The 22,224-nt window shown below is 71.1% G+C and carries 16 protein-coding genes; 8 read left to right on the top strand and 8 right to left on the bottom strand.

The window, feature by feature from the left end; genetic code table 11:
• The first annotated feature begins 12 nt into the window (after positions 1-12).
• The 5 genes from ACWCRJ_RS36420 (at position 13) to ACWCRJ_RS36400 (ending at position 9,448) form a co-directional block, all read left to right on the top strand.
• Positions 13-759: an FMN-binding protein gene (locus ACWCRJ_RS36420; protein WP_450943292.1), complete on the top strand. Its 747-nt coding sequence runs from the start codon at positions 13-15 to the stop codon at positions 757-759.
• Positions 760-763: 4 nt separating this feature from the next.
• Positions 764-1,543, top strand: coding sequence for an FAD:protein FMN transferase (locus ACWCRJ_RS36415; RefSeq protein WP_450943291.1), 780 nt, complete (start codon positions 764-766; stop codon positions 1,541-1,543).
• Positions 1,544-1,834: 291 nt separating this feature from the next.
• Positions 1,835-2,794 carry a GNAT family N-acetyltransferase gene (locus ACWCRJ_RS36410; protein WP_450943290.1) on the top strand — a complete coding sequence of 320 codons (960 nt, stop codon included), beginning with the start codon at positions 1,835-1,837 and terminating at the stop codon, positions 2,792-2,794.
• 249 nt (positions 2,795-3,043) lie between these two features.
• Entirely contained in the window at positions 3,044-8,233 is a 5,190-nt protein-coding gene (locus ACWCRJ_RS36405; protein ID WP_450943289.1) for a family 43 glycosylhydrolase, read from the top strand.
• A gap of 180 nt (positions 8,234-8,413) precedes the next feature.
• Positions 8,414-9,448: an MsnO8 family LLM class oxidoreductase gene (locus ACWCRJ_RS36400; RefSeq protein WP_450943288.1), complete on the top strand. Its 1,035-nt coding sequence runs from the start codon at positions 8,414-8,416 to the stop codon at positions 9,446-9,448.
• Here the strand turns inward: ACWCRJ_RS36400 and ACWCRJ_RS36395 are convergent.
• The 5 genes from ACWCRJ_RS36395 to ACWCRJ_RS36375 form a co-directional block, all read right to left on the bottom strand.
• On the bottom strand, positions 9,423-10,328 hold the full coding sequence (locus ACWCRJ_RS36395) for a lysophospholipid acyltransferase family protein (protein ID WP_450943287.1): 906 nt from the start codon (positions 10,326-10,328) through the stop codon (positions 9,423-9,425). The genes ACWCRJ_RS36400 and ACWCRJ_RS36395 overlap by 26 nt on opposite strands.
• Before the next feature lie 4 nt (positions 10,329-10,332).
• Positions 10,333-11,103 (bottom strand): GNAT family N-acetyltransferase, encoded by a 771-nt coding sequence (locus ACWCRJ_RS36390; protein WP_450943286.1) that lies wholly within the window; start codon positions 11,101-11,103, stop codon positions 10,333-10,335.
• A gap of 419 nt (positions 11,104-11,522) precedes the next feature.
• Positions 11,523-12,272 carry a succinate dehydrogenase/fumarate reductase iron-sulfur subunit gene (locus tag ACWCRJ_RS36385; RefSeq protein ID WP_450943285.1) on the bottom strand — a complete coding sequence of 250 codons (750 nt, stop codon included), beginning with the start codon at positions 12,270-12,272 and terminating at the stop codon, positions 11,523-11,525.
• Positions 12,269-14,227: a fumarate reductase/succinate dehydrogenase flavoprotein subunit gene (locus tag ACWCRJ_RS36380; RefSeq protein ID WP_450943284.1), complete on the bottom strand. Its 1,959-nt coding sequence runs from the start codon at positions 14,225-14,227 to the stop codon at positions 12,269-12,271. The genes ACWCRJ_RS36385 and ACWCRJ_RS36380 overlap by 4 nt, the downstream gene beginning before the upstream one ends.
• Before the next feature lies 1 nt (position 14,228).
• Positions 14,229-14,855 carry a succinate dehydrogenase gene (locus ACWCRJ_RS36375; protein WP_450943340.1) on the bottom strand — a complete coding sequence of 209 codons (627 nt, stop codon included), beginning with the start codon at positions 14,853-14,855 and terminating at the stop codon, positions 14,229-14,231.
• 237 nt (positions 14,856-15,092) lie between these two features.
• On the opposite strand from ACWCRJ_RS36375, the gene ACWCRJ_RS36370 reads away from it, so the two are divergent.
• Complete coding sequence (locus ACWCRJ_RS36370) at positions 15,093-15,977, top strand: LysR family transcriptional regulator (protein ID WP_450943283.1); 885 nt, start codon at positions 15,093-15,095, stop codon at positions 15,975-15,977.
• 138 nt (positions 15,978-16,115) lie between these two features.
• On the opposite strand, the gene ACWCRJ_RS36365 is transcribed toward ACWCRJ_RS36370, so the two are convergent.
• The 3 genes from ACWCRJ_RS36365 to ACWCRJ_RS36355 form a co-directional block, all read right to left on the bottom strand.
• Positions 16,116-18,260 (bottom strand): putative bifunctional diguanylate cyclase/phosphodiesterase, encoded by a 2,145-nt coding sequence (locus ACWCRJ_RS36365; RefSeq protein ID WP_450943282.1) that lies wholly within the window; start codon positions 18,258-18,260, stop codon positions 16,116-16,118.
• Positions 18,257-19,069 (bottom strand): SAM-dependent methyltransferase, encoded by an 813-nt coding sequence (locus ACWCRJ_RS36360; RefSeq protein WP_450943281.1) that lies wholly within the window; start codon positions 19,067-19,069, stop codon positions 18,257-18,259. Before ACWCRJ_RS36360 ends, ACWCRJ_RS36365 begins: the two co-directional genes overlap by 4 nt.
• A gap of 377 nt (positions 19,070-19,446) precedes the next feature.
• The gene (locus ACWCRJ_RS36355) at positions 19,447-20,457 is read right to left on the bottom strand and encodes an SCO0930 family lipoprotein (RefSeq protein WP_450943280.1); all 1,011 of its coding nucleotides are present in this window, start codon (positions 20,455-20,457) and stop codon (positions 19,447-19,449) included.
• A 274-nt stretch (positions 20,458-20,731) separates the two neighbouring features.
• On the opposite strand from ACWCRJ_RS36355, the gene ACWCRJ_RS36350 reads away from it, so the two are divergent.
• Positions 20,732-21,361: a hypothetical protein gene (locus ACWCRJ_RS36350; RefSeq protein ID WP_450943279.1), complete on the top strand. Its 630-nt coding sequence runs from the start codon at positions 20,732-20,734 to the stop codon at positions 21,359-21,361.
• Positions 21,362-21,377: 16 nt separating this feature from the next.
• Positions 21,378-22,142, top strand: coding sequence for a bestrophin-like domain (locus ACWCRJ_RS36345; RefSeq protein WP_450943278.1), 765 nt, complete (start codon positions 21,378-21,380; stop codon positions 22,140-22,142).
• Positions 22,143-22,224 lie beyond the last annotated feature (82 nt).

Below are 22,224 nucleotides of genomic sequence, written 5' to 3'. Positions count from 1 at the left end.
CAGGAACGCACTGTGAAACGAGTCATCCCCGCCCTGGTCCTGAGCGCCGCCGCCCTGGTGCCCGTCTGGCGTTACTCCCCCTCGACCGCGACGACCACGACGGTGACCGCCGAGCCCGCTCCGTCCGCGTCCGCCGCGGCGGGCTCCACCGTGGTCAAGGGCCCGACCGTCGACACGGAGAAGGGTCCCGTGCAGGTCCAGGCGACCTTCCGGGGCGAGAAGATCACGGCCGTGAGCATGCTCCAGCAGCCGAACCACCCGCAGACGGAAGCGGCGGTTCCGGTGCTGATCGAGGAGACGCTGGAGGCGCAGAGCGCCGACATCGACACCGTCTCCGGCGCCACCATCACCAGCGACGCCTACCGGGAGTCCCTCCAGGCGACGATCGACGAGAACGGGAAGTCGGCGTCCTCGACCGACTCCGGCTCCGGCTCCGATTCCGCCTCCGACTCCGCGGCGGGCTCCGCTTCGGAGGACTCGGAGGCGTCCGGGGAGACCACGAACCGGACCGTCGCCGGACCGACCGTCGGGACCTCCAAGGGTGACGTCCAGGTCCAGGTGACCTTCGAGGGCGACGCGATCGCCTCGGTGAAGATGCTGAAGCAGCCGAACCACCCCCAGACCGAGGCGGCCGTCCCGGTACTGATCAAGGAGACGCTGGCGGCACAGAACGCCGACATCGACACCGTCTCCGGCGCCACGATCACCAGTGACGGCTACCGGGAGTCCCTCCAGGCCGCCCTCGACGCGAAGGCCTGATCCGGTGCGCCGCGTCGAACACATCATGGGGTTCCCGATCTCGCTGCTCGTCGAGGACGGCGAGCACGAGGCCGGGAACGGCGGAACGGACACGGGCGGGAACGTCGGCCGCGAGGGGCCGGTGACCGCCGAGTCCGTGGAGCCGGCGTTCGCCTGGCTGCGCGAGGTCGACGCCCGGTTCAGCCCGTTCCGCGAGGACAGCGAGGTCTCGCGGCTGGACCGGGGCGAACTGGCACCGGACGAGGTCAGCCAGGACCTGGCCGAGGTGCTGGCCCTCTGCGAGGAGTACCGGGTGGCGACCGGCGGCGCGTTCGACGTACGGCTGCCGGGGCGCGGGCTCGACCCCTGCGCGATGGTGAAGGGGTGGGCCGTGCAGCGGGCGGCGGAGCTGCTGACGGGCCTGGGCGCGCGGCGGCTCTGCCTCAACGCCGGTGGTGACGTGGCGGCGACCGGCGGTCCGTGGAGGGTGGGCGTACGCCATCCCGAGCGGGCCGACCGCCTCTGCACGGTCCTGTCCGTCACCGACGGCGCGGTAGCCACCTCCGCCCGCTACGAGCGCGGCGACCACATCCTCGACGGCCGCACCGGCCGCCCCGCGACGGGCCTGCTGAGCCTCACGGTCGTGGCCCCGTCCCTCACCGAGGCCGACGCGACCGCGACGGCTGCCTTCGCGATGGGCGCGGAGGGCATCGAGTGGGCCGCGTCCCGGGAGGGCTGCGAGGTGTTCGCGGTCGACGCGGAGCGACGGGTCTTCCGCACCCCGGGGCTGCCGGTGGCGGCGTGACGGGCCGTACGGGACGCACGTACCGCGGGTGATCGGCCCCGTGTCTTTCCGGCCCGCAGGTCCTGATGCTTCCAGGGGCGCGCGGAACTGCGCGACCAGCCCCCAGCGGCCCCGCACCGGGCAACGCACGTCAGGCGCGGCGGAAGCAACCCCTGCTCTTCAGGCGCGGGGAACCGCGCGAGAAGCCCACCGGGCCCGCAGCCGACGAACGCACGCCGCCGCACCGTCCCCACCCCCGCCGCCCCCGAAATCCCGTTGCGGCACACGCCCCCGCCCCCCGACAGTGACCCCATGACGACGACGCACCCCACCCCCCTGCCGCCCGGCCTGACCGTGCGCCCGGCGACGCTCGACGACGCGGAGGCGGTGTGCGCGCTGCTCAACGAGATCGACGTGCTGGAGATCGGCCGCGCCGAGACCGAGCTGGGCGAGGTACGGGCCGACCTGAAGCATCCCGAGGCGGACCTGGCGCGTGACTCCTGGCTGCTGTTCGACGGCGACCGGCTGGTGGCGTACGGGCTGCAGTGGGACGAGTCCGGCGGCGAGCGCATCGACATGGACCACTACACGCTGCCGGACCAACAGCTCGGCGCGCTGCACCTGTTCGACCTGATGGAGACCCGCGCGGCGGAGCGCGCGGCGGCCAACGGCGCGGACCGGGCCGTCGTGCACATGCACCTCAACATCGCGCCCACGATGGACCTGGACGCCCTGCGCGAGCGCGGCTGGCGTGCGGTCCGCCGCTACAACGTCCTGGCCCGCCCGCTGTCCCCCACCGAGCCGCCGGCGACACCCCCGCCCGGCGTCACCCTGCGCGCCTGTGCCGCCGAGCCGGACCGCAGGAAGGCCCACGAGCTGCTGCAGGCGTCCTTCGCCGACCACTTCGACTTCCAGCCGCGTACCTACGAGCAGTGGCTCGACGACATCGACGCCGAGCACGTCGACTGGTCCCTGATCTGGATCGCGCACGTCGACGGTCTCGGTGACGTGGCGGCCGTGCGGTGCCGCAACGACCGTTCCGCCATGGCCTGGATCACCAGTCTCGGCGTCCTGCGCGAGGCCCGGGGCCGTGGGCTCGGCAGTCTGCTGCTCGGCCACGCCTTCGGTCACTTCGCGGCGCTGGGCCGCGACCGTATCGGCCTGGGCGTCGACACCGACAACAGCACCGGTGCCCTCGCCCTCTACGAACGGCACGGCATGAAGCTGGACTTCGCGGTCGACACCTGGGAACTGATACGCCCCGTCAGGTAGGCGCGGTACCCACAGCCCCCGTTCTCCCCGGAGAACGGGGGCTTTCTGTTCGGCCTGTCGGACGTTGTTCGAAACCTCTTGACGCCCCACCACACTCCGATTGACACTCTCGCAACACGACGTCACATGGTCGAAACAGCGGGAAGCCCGGGGCGAGGGCTCCCGCCCCTTCCCGACCCCGTTCCCCTTGCGTTCCCCTTGCCTTCGCCACCCCTTCATCAGCCGTGCTCTCAGCAGGGATAACTCGATATGACGTACATCGAACGTCTGCGCGGCCGCGCCAGACGCTGGGCGGGTCCGCTCGCCGGACTGACGGCCGCGTCACTCCTCCTGGGCCTGGCCGGGCCCGCCGCCCCGGCCGCCGCGGACGACGCCGACCTCACCGACGGGCTGGCCCTCTGGTACAAGCTCGACGCCACCTCCGGCACCACGGCCGTCGACGCCTCCGGCCACGGCCGCAACGGCACGGTGAACGGCACGGCCGGCTGGACGGGTGACGGCCAGGGCCTCTCCTTCAACGGATCGGACACCTACATCAAGGTGCCGAACGACATCATGAAGGGCATGAACTCCATCAGCGTCTCCATGGACGTGCTGATGGACGAGTCGCAGGTCGGCCCGTACTTCATCTACGGCTTCGGCAACACCAGCAGCGGCACGGGCAACGGCTATCTCTTCGCCACCGGCAACTCGCTGCGCACGGCCATCGCGTCGGGCAACTGGTCGACCGAGCAGAACACCCGGCCCGGCGACTCGCACAACCTGAGCCGTTCGGTGTGGAAGCAGCTCACCTACACCCAGACCGGCACCACGGGCGTGCTGTACGAGGACGGTGTGGAGGTCGGCCGCAACACCTCGGTCACCACCACTCCCGGTTCCATCGGCTCGGGCACCACGACCGCCAACTACATAGGCAAGTCGGTCTACACGAGCGACAAGCTCTTCAAGGGCAAGATCCGTGACTTCCGGGTCTACGACCGCGCCCTCGCCGGCTCCGAGGTCGAGCAGCTCTCGCTCCCCATCGCCGAACAGGGCCTCGCCGCCGACAAGGCCGCCCTCACCCTGGGCGACACCAGCGCGGTCACCACCGACCTGGACCTGCCGAAGACCGGTACGGCCGGTGGCTCCTCGATCACCTGGAAGAGCGACAACACCGGCGTGGTCTCCGACTCCGGCGCGGTGACCCGTCCCGCCGCCGGTGAGCCGAACGGCCACGCCACGCTGACGGCGACCCTCAAGAAGGGTCCCGCGAGCGCCACCAAGTCCTTCGAGGTCACGGTCCTGCCGACCTTCGACGACACCACCGCCGTCAAGCAGGCCGCCGAGGCGCTGACGGTGCACAACCTCGACGACGTCCGCGGCAACCTGACGCTCCCGGGCAGCGGCGACTTCGGCACCAAGGTCTCCTGGGCGTCGGCGAACGCCGCCGTCGTCTCCGCCGAGGGCGAGGTCCACCGTCCCGCGCACGGCGACGGCACCACGACCGTCGCGCTGACCGCGACGGTCACCAAGGGCGACGCGAAGACCACCCGCGCCTTCACGGCGAAGGTGCCGGAACTGCCCAAGAAGGAAGCCCTCAAGGGCTACATGTTCAGCTACTTCACCGGCGAGGGCACCTCGGACGGCGAGCAGCTGTACGCGGCGCTCAGCAAGGGCAACGACCCGCTGAAGTGGCGGGAGCTGAACGACGGCAAGCCCGTCCTGACCTCGACGCTCGGTGAGAAGGGCCTGCGCGACCCGTTCATCATCCGCTCCCCCGAGGGCGACAAGTTCTACCAGATCGCCACGGACCTCAGGATCTACGGCAACGGCGACTGGGACGCCTCGCAGCGCACCGGCAGCAAGTCCATCATGGTCTGGGAGTCCACCGACCTGGTGCACTGGACCAACCAGCGCCTGGTGAAGGTCTCCCCCGACTCGGCCGGCAACACCTGGGCCCCGGAGGCGTACTACGACGACCAGCTCGGCGAGTACGTCGTGTTCTGGGCGTCGAAGCTGTACGACAACGAGGCCCACTCCGGCGACACGTACAACCGCATGATGTACGCGACGACCCGTGACTTCTACACGTTCAGCGAGCCCAAGGTCTGGGTCGACCGCGGCTACTCCGTCATCGACTCCACCGTCATCCAGCACGACGGCGAGTACTACCGCCTCTCCAAGGACGAGCGGAACAACTCCTCCTCCACGCCCAACAGCAAGTTCATCTTCGAGGAGAAGAGCGACTCGCTGCGCAACCTCTCCTGGACGTCCGTCGCCGAGGGCATCGGCAAGGGCGCGATGAACGCCGCCGAGGGACCGCTGGTGTTCAAGTCGAACACCGAGGAGAAGTGGTACGCGTTCCTCGACGAGTTCGGCGGCCGCGGCTACATCCCCTTCGAGACGAAGGACCTGGATTCCGGCGTCTGGACCCCGTCCACCGGCTACGACCTGCCGTCCAAGCCCCGGCACGGCACCGTGCTCCCGGTCACCCAGGACGAGTACGACCGGCTGCTGAAGACCTACCAGCCCGACGGGATCGTCACGAGCGTCGAGGACGTCAAGGTCAAGACGCGCGTCGGTGACGCCCCGGTCCTGCCGGCCACCGTCATCGCGGAGTTCGCCGACGGCGCCGAGCGGCCCGTCGCCGTCACCTGGGAGGACGTGGACGCCTCGAAGTACGCGCAGGCCGGCACCTTCACGGTGAAGGGCGACCTGCCCGGCGACTCGGCGATCCAGGTCACCGCCGAGGTCACGGTCTCCACCGAGGGCCCGGACGTCCCGGCCGACCTGCTCGTGCACTACGGCTTCGACGAGAGCGGCGGCAACATCGCCCGTGACTCCAGCGGCCACGGCTACCACGGCACCTATGTCCGCACGCCCGACTTCGCCACCGGCGTCGACGGCGGCTCCTTCAAGATGTCCGGCGGCGACAGCGGCTCCAGCTCGCCGTACGTCAAGATCCCGAACGGCGTGCTGAAGGGCGCCGACAGCGTCACCGTCTCCACGTACGCGAAGTGGAAGGGCGGCGACAACTGGCAGTGGCTGTTCGGCCTCGGCCCGGACAGCAACAAGTACCTGTTCGCCAGCCCCTCCAACGGCTCCTCGTCCCTCTACTCGGCCATCACGGCGGCGAGTTGGGGTGCGGAGAAGAAGCTGTCCGGCGCCCGGCTCACCCCCGGCAAGTGGCAGCACGTCACCGTCACCGTCGACGGCGGCGCCAAGACGGCGATCCTCTACGCCGACGGCGTCGAGGTCTCCCGCGCCACCGACGTCACCGTCAAGCCGTCCGACCTGTACGACGCGAACAAGGACTACAGCGGCTACATCGGCCGGTCCATGTACTCCCCCGACCCGTACTTCGGCGGTGAGGTCGACGACTTCCGGATCTACGACCGGGCCCTGACGCCCGCCGAGGTCCTGGAGATCAGCGGCAACACCACGGGCATCGCCAAGGTGACCCACCCGGCGCAGAAGACGGACGCCGTCATCGACGACGCCGACAGCCGCGTCACGCTGCCGATGAAGCCGGGTACCGATCTCACCAAGCTGGCACCGGAGTTCACCCTCGCCCACGGCGCGACGATCAGCCCCGCCTCCGGCAGTGTGCAGAACTTCAGCAAGCCGGTGAAGTACGAGGTCACCGGTTCCGACGGCAAGAAGCGCACCTGGACGGTGTCGGCACGCGAGCTCAAGAGCCCCGTGCTGCCCGGCCTCAACGCGGACCCGAACATCGTGCGCTTCGGCGACACCTTCTACATCTACCCGACCACCGACGGCTTCGAGGGCTGGAGCGGTACGCAGTTCAAGGCGTACTCCTCCAAGGACCTGGTCCACTGGAAGGACCACGGCGTCATCCTGGACCTCGGTCCGGACGTCTCCTGGGCGGACAGCAGGGCCTGGGCGCCGGCGATGGAGGAGCGGAACGGCAAGTACTACTTCTACTTCTGCGCCGACGCGAACATCGGTGTCGCGGTCTCCGACTCGCCCACCGGCCCGTTCAAGGACGCGCTCGGCAAGCCGCTGCTGAAGGCCGGTACCCTCCCGGGCCAGATGATCGACCCGGCGGTCTTCACCGACGACGACGGCACCTCGTACCTGTACTGGGGCAACGGCCGTGCCTACGTGGTCCCGCTGAAGGACGACATGGTGTCGTTCGACGCGGCCAAGGTCACGGACATCACCCCGAGCGGCTACAACGAGGGCACCTTCGTCATCAAGCGCAAGGGCACCTACTACTTCATGTGGTCGGAGAACGACACACGTGACGAGAACTACCGGGTCGCCTACGCCACCGGCTCCTCGCCCACCGGTCCCTGGACCAAGCGGGGCGTCATCCTGGAGAAGGACCTCTCGCTCGGCATCAAGGGCCCCGGCCACCACTCCGTGGTCCACGTCCCCGGCACCGACGACTGGTACATCGCCTACCACCGCTTCGCCATCCCCGGCGGAGACGGCACCCACCGCGAAACCACCATCGACAAGCTGGAGTTCGACGCCGACGGCCTGATCAAGAAGGTCGTCCCCACCCTGGAGAGCATCGACCCGGTCACCATCGCCCGGGCCGGCGCGGACGTCTCCGGCAAGGAAGGCGCCAAGATCCAGCTGAACGGCACGGTCTCCGGCGCGGGCACCGCCAAGTGGACGGCCGAGAAGGGCGCGCCCTGCGTCTTCGCCGACGCGGGCTCCGCGAGGACCACGCTCACCTGCGCCGACAACGGCACCTTCGAGGTCACCCTCACCGGTGGCCGCAGCTCGGACACGGTCACCGTCACCGTCGGCAACGCGGCCCCGGAGATCACCTCGGTGACCAGCAAGAAGACCTCGGAGACGGGCAAGGTCACCAGGGTCCGGGTCAAGTTCACCGACGCGGGCACCCGTGACACCCACACCTGCAGCATCGACTGGAAGGACGGCGGCAAGCCGGCGGCCGGCAAGGTCACGGCAGGCAGCTGCAAGGCGGAGCACACCTACCGCACGGCCGGCATCTTCGCCCCGGTGATCACCGTCACCGACGACGACGGCGCCTCGGCGAGCAGCACGATCGACGAGCTGGTCGTCTTCGACCGCAAGGCCGGTTCCGCGACCGGTGACGGCGGCTTCACCTCCCCCGCCGGGGCGTACCCGGCAGGCCCGAAGCTGACCGGCAAGGCGGACTTCTCCTTCACCGCCACGTACGGCAAGAGCGACACCAAGCCGTCGGGGAAGGTCGCGTTCGACTTCGCCGGGGCCAAGCTGAAGTTCCGCTCCACCAGCATCGAATGGCTCGTGGTCAGCGGCTCCGAGGCGGTCCTCCAGGGCTACGGCACCGTCAACGGCAAGGGCGGCTACCTCTTCCGCGTCACGGCCGGCGACAGCCCGGACACCTTCAAGATCAAGATCTGGAAGAAGTCCACCGGCACGGTCGTCTACGAGAACAAGACGGCCGCGACGAAGGGCATCACCATCGGCCGCAAGTAGCACCACCGCACGACCCCAACCAGACCGAGCCGCGCCCGGATTCATCCGGGCGCGGCTCGGCGCTTTCAGGGGCGCGGCCCCGTGACCTTCAGGGGCGCGGGGAACCGCGCGAGCGACCACGACGAACCCGCGGCCCGCGACGTCAGGGAATCCCCCCACCCCCAGAACGTTGAACATCATGTGACCCCCGAGACCTCCGTACTCTCCGCCACCCGCTTCTCCGTCCTCGACCGCTCCCGCACCCGCGAGGGCCACAGCGCCCCCGAAGCCCTGCGGGACACCGTGCGCCTGGCCCGGTACGCGGAGCACCTCGGCTTCCACCGCTTCTGGGTGTCGGAGCACCACGGCGTGCCCGGGGTGGCCAGCTCGGCCCCCACCGTCCTGGCCGCGGCCGTCGCCGCGGCCACGCACACCATTCGGGTGGGCACCGGCGGGATGATGCTGCCCAACCACCGCCCGCTGGTCGTGGCCGAGCAGTTCGGTGTACTGGAGTCGCTGTTCCCGGGGCGGATCGACATGGGGCTCGGCCGTTCCGTCGGCTTCACGGACGGCGTACGCACAGCGCTGGGCCGGGACAAGGACGCCGCCGACACCGCGGACTTCGCCGAGCAGCTCGACGAACTGCTCGGCTGGTTCGCGGGCACCTCCCCGACCGGGGTGCACGCGCGCCCTCCGGAGGGTTTGGCCGTGCCCCCGTTCGTGCTCGCGATGGGCGAGGGCGCCGAGATCGCGGCGCGGGCGGGCCTGCCGATGGTGATCGGCGACCTCCGCGACCGCGACAGGATACGGCGCGGCATCGACCGCTACCGCGCCGGGTTCCGCCCGTCCGCATGGGCCGAGGAGCCGTACGTCGTCGTCTCCGGCACGATCGCCGTCGCCGACACCCCGGAGAACGCGCACCGCGTCCTCCTCCCGGAGGCCTGGGCCATGGCGTACTCCCGCACCCACGGCACGTTCCCGCCGCTGTCCCCGGCGGCGGAGGTCGAACGGCGGACGATGACGGCCAGGGAGCGGGGCCTGTACGAGTCCGGGCTGATGGGCCAGGTGTACGGCACCGAGGAGCAGGTCGCGCACGAACTGGAGTCGGTGATCAAGGAGACCGGTGCCCAGGAGGTCCTGGTCACGACGAGCACGTACGACCGGCAGGCCCTGTTCGACTCGTACCGCCGGCTGTCCCGGATCGCGGGTCTCAGCGGCCTCCCGGCCGAAGGCTGACCCCACCTCTCCGCAGAAGCTTCAGCGGGTCACCGGTCGCGGGCCTCGGCCCGGCTCCCCGGCGGCCGCCGCGCGCCCGCGGCGTGTGCTCGACCATCGCCGCCACGTCGATCACCGCCATCTGCGCGGCCTGCGCCAGGGCTCGCCGGTCGAGGGGGCCGGCCGGGGCGATGACGGGCCGCACGTCCACCTCGGCGACGACGTCACGCGCCGACACCACCCGCCACACCGACGCGAGCAGCGAGTCGTCCCCGACGTAGGCGGGCGCGGTGCTCGCCCCGCCGCCGGTGAAGCGGTAGCGGACGCGCACCGGCTGCACGGGGACGCCCGCGTCGAGCGCGGCCTGGAACACGGCCCGCCGGAAGCGGCCCTGCGCCCGGCCGCACCAGGTGCTCCCCTCCGGGAAGGCCACGACGGCCGCACCGCCCCGCAGGGTGTCGGCGATACGGGCGACCGTCTCCGGCAGGGCGCGGATCCGGTCCCGTTCGATGAACAGCACGCCGCTCCGCGCGACGAGCGCGCCCGCCACCGGCCACGTCCGGATGTCCGCCTTGGCCAGCATCCGCGCCGGACGGACCGCTCCGAGCAGCGGTATGTCCAGCCAGGAGACGTGGTTGGCGACGAGCAGCAGTCCGCCGGTGGGCGGGGCGGTGCCGGCGATCCGTACCCGTACCCCCGAGGCCCGTACGACCCACCGGCACCAGCGCCGCACGACGTCGGCCGGGAGTCGCAGGCCGACGGCACTCACCAGGACCCCGGCCGCGACCAGGGCCACGACCGCCGCGAACCGGGCGGCGGCCCGGGGGACGGTGACGGCCGGCCCGGCCGCCTCCACGCACGCCCGGGGGCTGCAGGGCGCGCTGGGCAGCCACACGCTCATCGGTTCACGCCGCCGGGACGAGGGAGAGGAAGTGGCGCAGGTACCGGGCGTCGACCCGGCGCATCGACAGCAGCACGTACAGGTCCGCGACCCCGAAGTCCGGGTCGTGCGCGGGCTCGCCGCACACCCAGGCGCCGAGCCGCAGATAGCCGCGCAGCAGCGGCGGCAGCTCGGTACGGCTCTGCGCCGCCCCCTCCTTCGGCACCCACGGCAGCAGCGGACGTACCCGGAACTCCTCCGGCGCCAGGTTCCTGCCCCGGACCCGGTCCCAGGTGCCCGTGGCGAGGGCGCCGCCGTCGGCCAGCGGAATGGAGCAGCAGCCGGCCAGCCACTCGTGGCCGCCCTGGACCATGTAGCGGGCGATCCCGGCCCAGATCAGGCCGATCACCGTGCCGTCGCGGTGGTCGGGGTGCACGCAGGACCGGCCGACCTCGACCAGCGAGGGGCGGAGCGCGTCGAGCGCGCCGAGGTCGAACTCGCTCTCCGAGTACAGCCGCCCGGCGACCGCGGCCCGCTCGGGCGGCAGCAGCCGGTAGGTGCCGACGACCTCGCCGGTGCGTGTGTCCCGCACGAGCAGGTGGTCGCAGTAGGCGTCGAAGGGATCGGCGTCCAGCCCCGGCTGCGGACCGGCCAGCAGGGCACCCATCTCCCCGGCGAACACGTCGTGGCGCAGCCGCTGGGCGGCACGGACGTCCTCCTCGCTGCGGGCCAGGGTGACGGTGTAGCGGGTGGGGGCCGTCGACTGGGGCGGGCTGTCGAGGGTGGAGGCGGTCATGGCATCTCCTGGTCACGGGCCGACTCGGCGGCGTCAGGGCGGACCTGGGGACGTGCGGCCCGCCGCCCTAGTTCTGCCGACGCCGGCTGACACTGGCGTGACCGGTCGCGAGAGCCCGGATGTGGGGAGGTTGAACGGCTCGGACCAGGTGGCCGGTGTGTCCGACTCCGTCGACCGGCGGGTGTCGCGACGGTGACCGGCGCACGGCGACGACCGGCGGCGCTCCCGAACGAGTCGTTCCGCGCTCGATCGACGCGGCACCGACCGGAGAAACCTTGGCGGGGCCGGGATCGAGCACCACACCCGGCCCCGCCCGTTCGCACCTCTCGGCGAACGTCCTGTGCCCCTACAGGGGCGCGGGGAGCCGAGCGGCCGGGCCCGCTCCGGCCCGCACCCGTTCGATCAGGCCCCGCACGGGGCTACCGCTTCCCGCCCTTCCGCGTGGCCCGCAGCCATTCCTTGTTCATGCTGGTGATGGACATCAGCGGGATCCCCTTGGGGCACGCGGTCGCGCACTCACCCGCCAGCGTGCACCCCCCGAATCCCTCCTCGTCCATCCGCTCCACCATGTCCAGCACCCGCGTCTCCCGCTCGGGCGCCCCCTGCGGCAGCACGTTCAGATGGTTGATCTTGGCCGAGGTGAAGAGCATCGCCGCCCCGTTGGGACACGCGGCCACACAGGCCCCGCACCCGATGCATTCCGCGTGCTCGAACGCGAGGTCGGCGTCCGGCTTCGGGACGGCCGTGGCGTGTGCCTCCGGCGCGGCGCCGGTCGGCGCGGTGATGTACCCGCCGGCCTGGATGATCCGGTCGAACGCCGTCCGGTCCACCACCAGGTCCTTGATCACCGGGAAGGCCGACGCACGCCAGGGTTCCACGTCGATCGTGTCGCCGTCCGCGAACGACCGCATGTGCAGCTGGCAGGTCGTGGTCCGCTCCGGTCCGTGCGCGTCCCCGTTGATGACCAGCGAGCACGCCCCGCAGATGCCCTCACGGCAGTCGTGGTCGAAGGCCACCGGGTCGTCACCGCGCAGGATGAGGTCCTCGTTGAGCGTGTCGAGCATCTCCAGGAAGGACATGTCGGGCGAGATCCCGTCCACCTCGTACGTGGACATGGCGCCGTCGGCGTCGGCGGCCCGCTGCCGCCATACGCGCAGGGTGAGCTTCATGCGTAGCTCCGCTGGGTGGGGTGGACGTACTCGAAGACGAGGTCTTCCTTGTGCAGGACGGGCGCCGTGCCGGTCCTCGTGAACTCCCAGGCGGCGGCGTACGAGAACTCCTCGTCCCGGCGCTCCGCCTCGCCGTCGGCCGTCTGGGACTCCTCGCGGAAGTGACCGCCGCAGGACTCGGCGCGGTGCAGCGCGTCGAGGCACATCAGCTCGGCCAGTTCGAGGTAGTCGACGACCCGGTTGGCCTTCTCCAGGGACTGGTTGAACTCCTCGCCCGTCCCCGGCACCCTGATCCGCCGCCAGAACTCCTCCCGGATCTGCGGAATCCGCTCCAGGGCCTTCCGCAGCCCGCTGTCGGTGCGGGCCATGCCGCAGAACTCCCACATCAGCTCGCCGAGTTCGCGGTGGAAGGAGTCGGGCGTACGGTCCCCGTCGACGGCGAGCAGCAGGTTCAGCCGGTCCTCGGTCTCGGCCAGCACCTCCTGGACGACGGGGTGGTCGCGGCCGATCCCGTCCTGCCTCGGATGCCGGGCGAGGTAGTCGTTGATGGTGGCCGGCAGCACGAAGTACCCGTCGGCGAGCCCCTGCATCAGCGCGGACGCGCCGAGCCGGTTGGCCCCGTGGTCGGAGAAGTTGGCCTCGCCGATCGCGAACAGGCCGGGGACGGTGGTCTGCAGGTCGTAGTCCACCCACAGCCCGCCCATCGTGTAGTGCACGGCGGGATAGATGCGCATCGGCACCTCGTACGGATCCTCGTCGGTGATCCGCTGGTACATGTCGAAGAGGTTGCCGTACCTGGCCTCGACGGCCTCCCGCCCCATGCGCGCGATGGCGTCGGCGAAGTCCAGGTAGACGCCCTGCCCGCCGGGCCCGACTCCCCGGCCCTCGTCGCAGACGTTCTTCGCGGCGCGGGAGGCGATGTCACGGGGGACGAGGTTGCCGAAGGAGGGGTAGATCCGCTCCAGGTAGTAGTCGCGCTCGTCCTCGGGGATCTGGTTCGCCGGGCGCCGGTCGCCGCGCGCCCTGGGCACCCAGATCCGGCCGTCGTTGCGCAGCGACTCGCTCATCAGCGTCAGCTTGGACTGGTGGTCACCCGTGCGCGGGATGCACGTGGGATGGATCTGGGTGAAGCAGGGGTTCGCGAACAGCGCGCCCCGCCGGTGCGCCCGCCATACGGCCGTCGCGTTCGAGTTCATGGCGTTGGTCGAGAGGTAGAAGACGTTGCCGTACCCACCGCTCGCCAGCACCACGGCATCCGCGAAGTACGTGTCGATCTTCCCCGTGATCAGATCCCGCGCCACGATCCCGCGCGCCCGCCCGTCGACCACGATCAGGTCGAGCATCTCGGTGCGCGGGTGCATCTCCACGTTCCCGGCCGCGATCTGCCTGCTGAGGGCCTGGTAGGCCCCCAGGAGCAGTTGCTGCCCCGTCTGCCCCCGGGCGTAGAACGTCCGTGACACCTGGACGCCGCCGAAGGAGCGGGTGTCGAGCAGACCGCCGTACTCCCGGGCGAAGGGCACGCCCTGGGCGACGCACTGGTCGATGATCTCGACGGAGATCTGCGCGAGCCGGTGGACGTTCGACTCCCGCGCCCGGAAGTCGCCGCCCTTGACGGTGTCGTAGAACAGCCGGTGGACGGAGTCGCCGTCGTTGCGGTAGTTCTTCGCGGCGTTGATGCCGCCCTGGGCGGCGATCGAGTGGGCGCGGCGGGGGGAGTCCTGGTAGCAGAACTGGACCACGTGGTAGCCCTGTTCGGCGAGTGTGGCGCCCGCCGAGCCGCCCGCGAGTCCCGTGCCGACGACGATCACCGTGTGCTTGCGGCGGTTGGCGGGGTTGACCAGCCTGGCCTCGAAACGGCGCTTGTCCCAGCGCTCGGCGACCGGGCCGCCGGGTGCCTTGCCGTCGACGACCGGTTCACCGGTCGCGTATTCCGTGTAGGCGGAGGACGTAGTCATGTCAGCTCACCACTCCGGTCATGACGGCGAGGGGTACGGAGACGAAACCCAGGGTCAGTACCAGGGCGAGGACGTTCGCGGTGACCTTCAGGGCGCGGTCGCGGGTGCGGCTGCCGGCGCCGAGGGTCTGGGCGGCGCTCCAGAAGCCGTGCCGGACGTGCAGGCCGAGCGCGAGCATCGCGACGAGGTAGACGGTGTTTCCGTACCAGGTGGAGAAGGTGTCGATCACGTTCTGGTACGGGTGTCCGGCCTGGAAGCCGCCCGGATGGACGGTACCGGTCGTCAGGTCGAGGATGTGCCAGACGATGAACAGGCCGAGGATGACGCCACCCCAGCGCATGGTGCGGGTCGCGTAGCTCGCCCGGCGCTTCTTGTGGACGTACTTGTCCGGCCGGGCCCGGAGGTCCCGGCGGCTGAGCTGGTAGGCGGCGGTGGCGTGGGCGACGACCGCGGCGACGAGGACCACGCGGATGATCCACAGCGCCCACTCGTGGTGAAGGAAGGGCTCACCGAGGGTGCGCAGCCAGTGGGCGTAGCCGTTGAACTCGTCCGAGCCGAAGAAGATCTTGAGGTTGCCGAGCATGTGGACGACCAGGTACGCCAGCATGATCAGTCCGCTGACGGCCATCACCGTCTTCTTGCCGAGGGAGCTGTCCCACACCGAGCGCACCCGGGACGGTTTCCGTCCCGACCGTCCCGGTCGTCCCGTCCGTTTCGAACGTTCCGCCGGTCCCGGACCTTTCGCCCGTTCCGTCCGCGTTGCCAGAGCCATACCCACGACGGTAGAGCGGCATCACCCCATCGGTCCAAGACATGGAACAGCTCGATTCGATAGCCGGAAGCTATCGTCCCGTATCGTGGAGGGATGCAGTTCCAGCAGCTCCAGTACTTCGTCGCGGTGGCCGAGACCCGGCATTTCACCCGGGCCGCCGAGCTGGTCCACGTGGCGCAGCCCTCGCTCTCGCAGCAGATCAAGGCGCTGGAGCGGGAGCTGGGGGCGGACCTCTTCCGGCGGGCGCGAGGCAACATCACGCTGACGGACGCCGGTGAGGCGCTGCTGCCGCTGGCCCGGCGCATCCTCGCCGACACCGACACCGCCCGGCACGAGGTGCAGGAGCTGGTCCAGCTGCGCCGGGGCCGGGTCCGGCTCGGCGCGACCCCGAGCCTGTGCACGGGGCTGCTGCCCGACGTGCTGCGCGCCTTCCACGACCGCTACCCCGGCATCCGGCTGCTGATCGAGGAGGGCGGCTCCCACGACCTGGTCCGCCAGCTCGCGCGCGGCGCCCTGGACCTGGCTCTGGTGGTCCTGCCGCTCCCCACGCCCTCCCCGGCCCTGACCACGGCGGAGCTGCTGCGGGAGGATCTGGTCGTGGTCTCCTCGCCGGACGCGCCGAGGCCCGGCGACGGTCGCCGTACCGTCCGTGTGTCCGACCTGGAGGGCGAGCGTCTGGTCATGTTCCGTCACGGCTACGACCTGCGGGAACTCACCGTCGCCGCGTGTCGCTCCGCGGGGTTCGAGCCGGATTTCGCGGTGGAGGGCGGAGAGATGGACGCGGTCCTGGGGTTCGTCCGGGCGGGGCTGGGTGTGGCCGTGGTCCCGCGGATGGTCGCGACGCGCTCGGGGCGGGGCCTACGGGTCACCCCCTTGGCCCGCCCCGGTCTGCACCGGACCATCGCGCTGGCTCACCGCAGCGATGTGGCTCCGCCTCGGGCCGCGCGGGAGTTGCAGCGGATGCTGGTCGAGCGGTGAGGGTGGGCCGGCGAGTCCGTTCGCTCCGTCGGCGGGGAGCGTCGTCGCGGTCCGCGGGCTCGTCGTGGCTGATCGCGCAGTTCCCCGCGCCCCGGGAGGGGCGCGCTGCACGCGCCGGCGGCTGGGAAGGAACCTCTCCTACCCCGTCGCGTCCACCAGCGCCAGTTCGTGGAGCCGCTCCGGCGGCCCCGGACGGGCGTAGTACCAGCCCTGGGCCGTGTCGCAACCGAGAATCCGCAACTGTTCGGCCTGGGCGCCCGTCTCCACACCCTCGACCGTGACCGCCAGATCGAGGCTGTGGGCCAGGGAGACGATCCCCTCGACGATCTTCAGGTCGACGGGGTCGGCCGGGAAGCGCTGCATGCTCTGGGTGAAGGACCGGTCCAGCTTCAGGACACGGACCGGCAGCCGACGGAGGTTGGCGAGGTTGGAGTAGCCGGTGCCGAAGTCGTCGAGGGCGATGTCGACGCCCATCTCGGAGAGCCTGCGCAGCGGTTTGAGCAGGTCGTCGTCGGCGCCGATCAGGGCGGACTCGGTGACCTCCAGGCAGAGGGCGTCCGGTTCGAGGCCGGCGCGCTCCAGGATGTCCACCGTGTCCTGGACCAGCCCGGGGTGGGTCAGCTGGCACGGGGAGAGGTTGACGTTGACGCGCAGCGGTTCGCTCGCCCCCGTCCCGCCGTTGCGTTCCTGCCATGCGCGGGCCTGACGCACCGACTGCTCCAGGACCCAGCGGCCGAGCGGCACGATCAGGCCGGTGCGCTCGGCGAGCGGGATGAAGCGGTCGGGGCCGAGGACGCCGTGCTGCGGATGCAGCCAGCGGACCAGGGCCTCCGCGCCGCGCACGGTGCCGTCGCCGAGGTGGACCAGGGGCTGGTACTCGATGAAGAACTCGCCCCGGTCCAGGGCCGCGGGCAGCGCCGTCGTCAGCCCGTGCCGGGTGATGGCGCGGGCGTCGGCCTCCGCGTCGGCGACCTCGTAGCGGTTGCCGCCCGCCGACTTGGCCCGGTACATCGTGATGTCGGCGCTGCGCAGCACCTCCGCCGGGCCCCGCTCCCCCGCCGGGCCCTCGACGATGCCGATACTGCCGCGGACCAGCAGTTCCCGGCCCTCGATGCGCACCGGGGTGACCAGCGCGTTCATGATGCGGTCGGCGAGTTCGTCGACCTCGTGCTCCGTGTCGGTGCCGGTGGTCAGCGCCACGAACTCGTCGCCGCCGAGCCGGGCGACCATCTCACCGGGCGCGGTCGCGCAGGACTGCAGCCGGTCGGCGACCTCGACGAGCAGCCGGTCGCCGGCCGCGTGCCCGAGGCTGTCGTTGATGGTCTTGAAGCCGTCGAGGTCGAGGTAGCACAGGCCGAAGCGCTGACCGTCGCCCGCCGCGAGGGCCTTCTCCAGGCGTTCGAAGAACAGGGTGCGGTTGGGCAGTCCGGTGAGCGCGTCGTGCGTGGCCTCGTAGCGGAGGCGGAGGTTGAGCAGCCGGCGCTCGGTGGTGTCCTCCATGAGGGCCAGCTGGTACTGCGGCCGGCCGTCCGCGTCCCGCAGCAGGGACACCGTCAGGTTGGTCCACAGGACCGTCCCGTCCGGCCGGTGGAAAGCCTTTTCGGTGTGGTAGTGCTCGCGCTCGCCGCCGACCAGTTCGTCGTACAGGCGCCACACCTGGGGCGCGTCCTCGGCGTGTTTCCACTCGGGGACCCGGCGCCCGCGCATCGCCTGCTCGGTGAGCCCGAACATGCGCAGCAGTGCCCCGTTGACCTGGAGGATGTTGCCGTCGAGGTCGGCGATGCCGATGCCTATGGCGGCGCCCTCGAACACCGCGCGGAACCGGGCCTCGGTGGCGTGCAGCGCCAGGGCGACCGCGCCCTGTGCCTCCAGCGCGGCGCGGGCGATGGCCTCCTGCTCGGCCAGCGTCCGCTGCCTGAGCGCCTCGGCGAATCCGGCGGCCATCGAGGACTGCAGCCGCCCGGCACGGGCCCGCAGGTCCTCCTGGGGGCCCTCGCCACCGCAGTAGAGCACCAGATAGGCGTCGACGCAGTCCAGGGTCTGGCCGAGCGCCTCGGGTTCGGTGCAGTGCGCCTCGACGAGGGCGGCGCCGACGGCCCTGCCCGCCTCGGCGTCGTACGTCCTCGCCCGCAGTGCCTCGCTCAGCCTGCGGGCGAGCGGCAGCAGTCGTTCCTCGAACTCGGGCCGGGTCAGCGACGTGGAGGTGGCGGGGAAGACCGCGCGGCTCCAGATGGTCGCGAACCGGCGGAGTCTGTCCTCCGGCCCGTCCGGCTCCGCCCTCACGCCTTGGTCCCCACGCCGGCGAACTGCGCGTAGGCGTACGGATCCTCGTCCTCGGAAGCCGTGTCGGGCCGCCACTCAGCCATCGGCACCACTCCGGGTTCCACCATGTCGTACCCCTCGAAGAACCGCGCGACCTCGTCGGACGTGCGCATGGTCAGCGGATTGCGAATGTTCCGGTACACGTCCACCACGCCCGCCGCCCGCTCCGCGGGCAACGGGATTCCCTCACGGCAGGCGTGCGAGACGATCATCAGGCTGCCGGGCGCGAGGGCGTCGCGCAGCTCCGCCACCGCTCCGTACGGGTCGTCCGTGTCCTCCACGAAGTGCAGTATGGCAACCAGGAGCAGCGCCACCGGCCGGTTCAGGTCGATCAGTCGCCGGACCGGGGGGCTTTCGAGGATTTCCCGGGGCTTGCGGAGGTCGGCCGCGACCACGTCCACGTCGTCGTTCCCCTTCAGAACCTCCTGGCTGTGTGCTACGGCGACGGGGTCGTGGTCGACGTAGACGACCCGTGCGCCGGGGCCGGCCTCCTGGGCGACCTCGTGCACGTTTCCGAAGGTGGGGATCCCGGATCCGATGTCCAGGAACTGGGTGATGCCCGCGCCGGCCGCGTACCGCACGGCGCGGCGCATGAACGCCCGGTTCGCCTGCATGATCTTGGGCAGGCCCGGCACGTGCTCCATGGCCCTGCGGGCCGCTTCCCGGTCGACCTCGAAATTGTGCGAACCACCCAGGTAGTAGTCGTAGATGCGTGCCACGGACGGCATCGAGATGTCGATGCTCCGCGGCGCCCAGGCGGGACGCTCCATCTGTGTACTCCAGCGCTTCGGGGGTGGCGTGGGCGATCCGGTGTTCGAGCTGAGGCTACTGATCGCCCGCCGAAGGGGCGAGTAAAAACGGAAATTGACCGTCCGTTCAACGTCGCCGCCGATGCCACCTGCCCAACCACCGCCCCTGCCATGCCCGTTCACCCGTGGAGGTTGCGCCTGCCGGAGAACACCGAACCCGGACCGCCCGGTTCGGGCGGGTCCGGGCATGCGAAGCGGTCCGCCCCCTCCGTGCGGTGCGGAGGGGGCGGACCTGATCGGCCGCGCTGATGTGGTGCGTCCGGCACTCTCTTCTCGTCCACTCCCTTCCGCGTGCGGTGATGTGAATGGCGAGGCGGTCCACCCTGGGGAAGGTGTCCTTACTTCTGCGCGCCGATCGGCTCTCCGTCGCCGTTGATGGCGAACCAGGTACCGCCGACACCCTGGCCGTTGGTGTCGCCGGGCGACTTGTCGTTGGCGAAGGTGTAGAGCGGGATGCAGTTGATGGTCTGCTGCTTGAAACCGTCAGGACGGTCGAAGACGGTGTAGCCCTTCAGCAGGATGCCCTTGGTGTCGTTCTTGTCGACCGGGGCGACGACGGGCCACTTGTCGAGGCAGGCGCCGGTGCACTTGGTGGACATCGGCCACTGCTTGTCCTTGAGGAACCGGTAGACCGTCATGCCGTTCTTGTCGACGACGATCTCGCCCAGCTTGGCGTCGTTGCGGGTGGTCAGGCCGGCCTGCTCGACCGCCTCGCCACCGCCGCCACCGGTGCCGCCCGTGCCGCCGCCGGTGCCGCCGCCCTTGGTGGAGGCCTTCTTGCCGTTGGGCGCCGAGGCGAACCAGGAGCCCTTGACGCCCTGGCCCTTGATGTCACCGGCCTTGGTGTCCTTGGCGAAGTAGTACAGCGGCCAGCCGCCGACCGTCAGCTGCTTGGTCCCGTCGGGACGGCTGACCTCACCGAGCAGGGCCTTGTCGACACCCTCGGCGGCGGTGGCGCCCGAGGCGGGAACCGGCGGCCAGGTGGTGGCGCACTCGCCCTCACAGGTCGTCTTCGGCGGCTCGAACGAGTCCTTGTCGAAGCGGTACAGGGTGCGTCCGGCGCTGTCGGTGAGGACCTTGCCGTACTCGTCGCTGTTCCACACCGTCAGCTGGCCCGCGGAGGCCGCCGTGGTGGACTGGGCCTGGTCCGAGGTACCGGAACCGGCCGCGCCGACGCCGGCCGTACCGGTTCCGGTGCCCGCTATGGTGCCGGCACCGAGCGTCGGGGAGGAAGCGGCGCCCACGTTCTGCGAGGACGTCGACCCCTGTTCCTGACCGCACGCCGTCGTCAGCACCAGTACAGCCGCAGCTGTCGCTACGAGTGAGGCGCTCCGCCAGGAGGTCTTCATTCCAACTCCCCGTGTATCCGGTGGGTGTTGCAGCGCCCTGTTGCGCCGCTTGCTGGTCCTAGGTACGGGCGGGAGTGGCCGAAGTGTTCAACGCGGCCGGATTTTCTTTCCGGAGTCTGTGGCGCGGTGCCGTCCGTCAGCCCGCGAAGACGTCGAACGAAGGGTCAGCGTCGGGCATCCGCGCTCAAACCTTCGGGGCCCGTTCTTCCCCCATCCGGAGCAATCCGCCCGTGCTCCCGCGTACGCGGGCGCGCGAGCCCGGATGATCTGCGACGTGCAAGGACCCCAGCGGACCCGATCCGCTCTCGCCCTACGGCTGTCGGCCCTGCTCGCACTGACCTGGCTCCTCGGCGGAGCACCGAGCGGCACGGCGGTCGCCGACGCCTGCGCGTACGCCACCGTCGGCCCGGACAGCTCCGGCGCGGTCGCCGTGGCGATCGGGGGAACCGACTCCTGCGAGCCGCCCCCGTCGCCCACGTCCACGCCCACGCCCCCTCCCCCGCCGACCCCGTCGTGCCCGCCGGAGCCGACCCCCACCCCGACACCTCCGCCGCGACCGAGACCGCCGTCGCCGACGCCCACCCCGGACCCCGCTCCGGACCCCCCGCCCGCCCCGAAGCCGACGCCCACCCCGCCCCCGAGGCCCGCGCCACCGCCTCCCCCGCCGCCCGTCACCGAGGCGCCCCGGCCCGCCCCCACCCCGACTCCCGTGCCGAGGACGAAGGCTCGGCCGGACCCCGCGCCCAGCGTCCGCCCCGAGGTCTCGCCGACCCCGGTGAGCTATCCGCCGTACCGGGCCCCGGCCCACTCCGCGGCCAAGCGCTCCGGTCCGTCCCTCGTCTCGCTCGCCCTGCTCGTCACCGTGCCCGCGGTGTTCGCCGCCGCCGCACTGCGTCCGCGCTGATCCCTGGAGGAACCTCTTGTCGGAATGGCTTGTTCTCACCCTCGCGATGGGGGCGGCCTGTCTGGTCGTCCTCATCGTGGCCGTAGTACGGCATCACGCCGCACCGGCGGACGAGGACCCGTCCGAGACCCCGGACGTCATCGAGTACATCACCATGATGATCGGCGTGGTGTACGCCATCGTGCTGGGCCTGGCCATCGCCGGAGTGTGGGAGGCCCGCAGCGCCGCCCAGGACCAGGTCCAGGCGGAGGCACAGGCCCTGCACGAGATCAGTGAGCGGGTGCGGGTGTATCCGCAGGACGTGCGCGACCGCATCCGCGGCGACATCGACGCGTACGTCGGCCATGTCGTGTCCACCGAGTGGAAGGTCATGGCGGAGAAGGGCGAGGTGACCGAGCGCGGCGCCGAGCTGTTCGAGACCGTCCGGCACGACGTCACCGACTACGAGCCGCGCAGCGACTTCGAGGCGCAGGCCTATCAGCCGCTGCTCGACCAGGTGGCGACGGCCGACGCCGCGCGCGGCAGCCGCGCCGACTCCACCGGCGAGACGATGCCCGGCGTGGTGTGGTTCGGCCTGATCATCGGTGCCGTGGTGACGGTCGGCATGGTCTTCGCCCTGCAGATCCGGCGTACGCCGCGCGAGCTGATCCTGGCCGGACTGTTCTCCGCCCTCATCGCGTTCCTGCTGTTCCTCGTCTGGGACTTCGACGCGCCCTACAGCCGAGGTCTTTCGGCCACGGCCGATCCGTTCCTGAGCCTGTTCCCGAACGCGGGCGGGTGACGGCACGTCGATCCCGGTCCCGCGGCCGGGGGGCGGGGGGGGGGCCGCGCCCCCCCCCCCCCGCGGGGACACCCCAGTAAAC

The sequence above is a fragment of the Streptomyces sp. NPDC002324 genome (assembly GCF_053593335.1).
The sequence above is the reverse complement of the archived record's forward strand: the minus strand, read 5'-3'. Positions and strand labels throughout refer to the sequence as shown.

Bases quoted from the DNA above. Each gene is read 5' to 3' on its own strand.
- ACWCRJ_RS36410 (WP_450943290.1), top strand. From the start codon at position 1,835: ATGACGACGACGCACCCCACCCCCCTGCCGCCCGGCCTGACCGTGCGC.
- ACWCRJ_RS36405 (WP_450943289.1), top strand. From the start codon at position 3,044: ATGACGTACATCGAACGTCTGCGCGGCCGCGCCAGACGCTGGGCGGGT.
- ACWCRJ_RS36395 (WP_450943287.1), bottom strand. From the start codon at position 10,328: ATGAGCGTGTGGCTGCCCAGCGCGCCCTGCAGCCCCCGGGCGTGCGTG.
- ACWCRJ_RS36390 (WP_450943286.1), bottom strand. From the start codon at position 11,103: ATGACCGCCTCCACCCTCGACAGCCCGCCCCAGTCGACGGCCCCCACC.
- ACWCRJ_RS36385 (WP_450943285.1), bottom strand. From the start codon at position 12,272: ATGAAGCTCACCCTGCGCGTATGGCGGCAGCGGGCCGCCGACGCCGAC.
- ACWCRJ_RS36380 (WP_450943284.1), bottom strand. From the start codon at position 14,227: ATGACTACGTCCTCCGCCTACACGGAATACGCGACCGGTGAACCGGTC.
- ACWCRJ_RS36375 (WP_450943340.1), bottom strand. From the start codon at position 14,855: ATGGCCGTCAGCGGACTGATCATGCTGGCGTACCTGGTCGTCCACATG.
- ACWCRJ_RS36370 (WP_450943283.1), top strand. From the start codon at position 15,093: ATGCAGTTCCAGCAGCTCCAGTACTTCGTCGCGGTGGCCGAGACCCGG.
- ACWCRJ_RS36360 (WP_450943281.1), bottom strand. From the start codon at position 19,069: ATGGAGCGTCCCGCCTGGGCGCCGCGGAGCATCGACATCTCGATGCCG.
- ACWCRJ_RS36355 (WP_450943280.1), bottom strand. From the start codon at position 20,457: ATGAAGACCTCCTGGCGGAGCGCCTCACTCGTAGCGACAGCTGCGGCT.